Source organism: Fretibacterium fastidiosum (genome assembly GCF_000210715.1).
GTDB lineage: Bacteria > Synergistota > Synergistia > Synergistales > Aminobacteriaceae > Fretibacterium > Fretibacterium fastidiosum.
The window spans coordinates 1,080,264-1,083,160 of sequence record NC_021038.1; the positions used below are offsets into that span (position 1 = coordinate 1,080,264).

Annotated in this window: 5 protein-coding genes and 2 pseudogenes; 5 read left to right on the plus strand and 2 right to left on the minus strand. The window is 69.9% G+C overall.

Going from position 1 to position 2,897, the window contains the following annotated elements; translation table 11 throughout:
- The 4 genes and pseudogenes from SY1_RS04895 to der all read left to right on the plus strand — a co-directional run.
- Positions 1-346, plus strand: a 346-nt coding sequence (locus tag SY1_RS04895; RefSeq protein WP_208872897.1) for an asparaginase domain-containing protein, incomplete at its 5' end; no start/stop codon positions are given.
- Between the two features lie 101 nt (positions 347-447).
- Positions 448-687 (plus strand): annotated as a pseudogene (locus SY1_RS04900) (asparaginase); the annotation flags it as partial.
- A 1-nt stretch (position 688) separates the two neighbouring features.
- On the plus strand, positions 689-934 hold the full coding sequence (locus SY1_RS12650; RefSeq protein ID WP_015556368.1) for a GTPase: 246 nt from the start codon (positions 689-691) through the stop codon (positions 932-934).
- Positions 909-2,000 (plus strand): ribosome biogenesis GTPase Der, encoded by a 1,092-nt coding sequence (der, locus tag SY1_RS04910; protein ID WP_341523492.1) that lies wholly within the window; start codon positions 909-911, stop codon positions 1,998-2,000. The genes SY1_RS12650 and der overlap by 26 nt, the downstream gene beginning before the upstream one ends.
- A 20-nt stretch (positions 2,001-2,020) precedes the next feature.
- Here der and SY1_RS12550 read toward each other — a convergent pair whose 3' ends face one another.
- Both SY1_RS12550 and SY1_RS12765 read right to left on the minus strand, forming a co-directional pair.
- The gene (locus tag SY1_RS12550) at positions 2,021-2,362 is read right to left on the minus strand and encodes an MATE family efflux transporter (RefSeq protein ID WP_015556369.1); all 342 of its coding nucleotides are present in this window, start codon (positions 2,360-2,362) and stop codon (positions 2,021-2,023) included.
- 67 nt (positions 2,363-2,429) lie between these two features.
- Positions 2,430-2,768, minus strand: a pseudogene (locus tag SY1_RS12765) (MATE family efflux transporter); the annotation flags it as partial.
- Between SY1_RS12765 and SY1_RS04925 the strand changes: the two are divergent.
- Positions 2,674-2,897, plus strand: a 224-nt coding sequence (locus SY1_RS04925) for a hypothetical protein (protein WP_208872899.1), incomplete at its 3' end; no start/stop codon positions are given. The pseudogene SY1_RS12765 and the gene SY1_RS04925 overlap by 95 nt on opposite strands.

The window sequence follows — 2,897 nt, forward strand, 5'->3', positions numbered from 1 at the left end:
CCCGCCCCTGGTTTTCACGGGCTCCATCTTCCACGCAAACACGCCGAACAGCGAGACGTCCCTGCGCCTGGGACAGGCCGTCCGCGCCGCCCTGTCCGGCTTCTGCGCCGGCAAGGGCGCGCTGATCTGCATGGGAGACGCCGTCTACGCCCCGGCCGACGTCATCAGCATCTCGAACTCGCGCAGCGCGGGCGTCCTGGCCTTTCCGGAGACCCCCCTGGGCATCTTCCTGCAGCCCTCCGGGCGACTCTTCCCCCTTCGCGCCCCCGCGCCCCCAGGCGAAGAGCATCGACACCGTCCCGGCCCGCAACATCGCCATCGTCAGCGCCTCGCTGGGCGACGGTGACCTCATCCTGAAGGCCATCCTGGACAAGCGCATCGAGGAACTGGACGGGCTCGTCATCTCCGCCTTCGGCGACGGAGACGTCCCCTCCTCCCTGGCCCCCCCTCCTGCGCAAGATCCTGCGCGAGGGGGTGCCCGTCGTGCTGGCCACGCGCTGCCCCATGGGATACGTCCAGCCGATGGACAACTTCGAGGGCAGCGCGGCACAGCTCCTGGAGATGGGGCTCTTCAGCGCGCGGGGGCTCACCCCGCTTCAGGCCCGAATCCGCCTGGCCATCGGCCTGGGGGACGGACTGAAGGACGACGAGCTGCGCCGGTACATGGACTGGCAGGGCGAGAAGTAGCATGGCCATCGCAGCGATCATCGGCAGGCCCAACGTCGGCAAGTCCTCGCTGTTCAACCGCCTGATCGGGCGGCGGGAGTCCATCGTGGACGACGCGCCGGGCGTGACGCGGGACCGCATCTACGGCGAGGCGGAGTGGCGCGGCCGGTCGTTCTACGTCATCGACACGGGGGGGAATCCTGGGGGAGGAGTCCGCCTTCAGCGCAGGCATCCGCGCCCATGTGGAGGCGGCCATCGAGGAATGTGACGCCGTCGTCATGGTGCTGGACGGCCAGGCCGGGGTCACCGCGGCGGACGAGGAGGTGGCCCACCTCCTGAGGCGCAGCCGCAAGCCCGTCATCGTAGCCGCCAACAAGCTGGACGACATCAAGCACGACGACAGCGCAAACGAGGCCTACGAACTGGGCTTTGAGCACGTCGTGCCCATCAGCGCGCTGCACAAGCGCAACCTCGAGGACCTGCTGGACCTGCTGACGGAGCTGCTTCCCGATGAAAAGCTGCAGGAGGAGGCCACGGACGAGGTTCGCCTCGCCATCGTGGGCAAGCCCAACGTGGGCAAGTCCTCCATGTTGAACGGCCTGGCCGGCGCCGAGCGCTCGCTGGTCAGCCCGGTGGCGGGGACCACGCGGGACCCGGTGGACACCGCCGTCACCCTGGAGGGGCAGCGTTTCCGCATCGTGGACACCGCGGGCCTTCGCCGGCGCGGCCGCATGGACTCCGCCCTGGAGTACTACTCCTTCGTCCGCACCTTGGCCGCCGTGGACCGCTGCGACGTAGCGCTACTCCTGATGGACGCGCAGGACCCCTGCACGGACCAGGACAAGAAGATCGCTGCCCACGTCGTGGAGAAGGGGAAGGGGCTGGTCCTCATCCTGAACAAGTGGGACCTGGTCACGGGAGAGCGGCCCGGCGACAGGCTGACGAAGCGCATCCGGGACGACATGCCCTTCCTGAGCTGGGCGCCCATCCTCTTCACCTCCGCCAGGAGCGGCCGCGGGCTGCAGCGAATCGCCCAGACGGTCCTCGCCGTGCGGGAGGCCCGCCGCCGCCGCATCCCCACCAACGTCCTGAACCGCCTGATGCGCGACGTGCTGGCCTTCGACCGCCTGCCCTCGAACCGCAAGGGCCGCTCCCTCCGCATCTACTACTGCTCCCAGGCCGACACGGAACCGCCGACGTTCATCTTCTTCGTCAACGAACCGGACATCGTGAACACGGCCTTTGAAAACCACGTCCGCAACGAGCTGCGGCGGCTTCAGGACTTCACCGGCACGCCGCTGCGCGTCTTCTGGCGCGGGAAGGAGAAGGAGTAGGGGCGTCACACGGGCGACCGTCAGTCCCGCGTCCCCCCACTCCTTTCGGTCGCTGCGGCGAGGCCCCGCCTCTGCCAGCGCGGGCCGGCCAGCCGCGCCAGGAAGATCGCTCCCCGCCCGCAGAGCTCGACGCACATGGCCAGCCACACCCCGCGAAGGCCCCTGCGGGGGGCCAGGAACGCCGCCAGCGGAAGGCGCACGCCCCACATGCTGGCGAGGGTCATCAGGCTGGAAAAGAGGGTGTCCCCCGCCCCGCGAAAGACGCCCGCAGCGACGATGTGCGCCCCATACAGTGGCTCCGCCAGCAGCTCGACGCGCAGCACCTCCACGCTCAGGGACAGGATCTCCGGGTCGGTCGTCATCGGTGCCGATCACCTGCGGGGCCAGGAGGTAGAGCAAGATGCCACCGAGGGCCATGACGGTCATCCCCAGCAGGACGACCATCCAGCCCAGCCGCCTGGCCAGCTCCCCCCGTCCGGCCCCCAGGGCCTGCCCCACCAGCGTCGCGGCGGCGAGCTCAATGCCATAGCCCGGCATGTAGCATAAACCCTCCGCCGTGACGGCAAAGGTGTTCGCCGCGATGGCGGTCGTGCCCAGCGGCGCCACGATCGCGGTGCAGGCGACGTAGGCGCTTCCCATCGCGACCCCATCCAGGGCGAGGGGAAGGCCGATCTTGAGCGCCCTGACGAGGTCCTCTTTCAGCCGGCCCGCCGGCGGTTCCCGCCGCAGCCGCAGCGCCGGCGAGCGCACCAGGAGGAAGAACAGCATCAGCGCAGCGCTGACGGCCTCGGCGAGGAGCGTCCCCAGCGCCGCCCCCGTCACGCCCAGCCCCGCGCCCGGAAGCCGGACGCCCACGCCCCACAGCGGCACGACCCTTGAGGGAAAGATCAGGAGCGC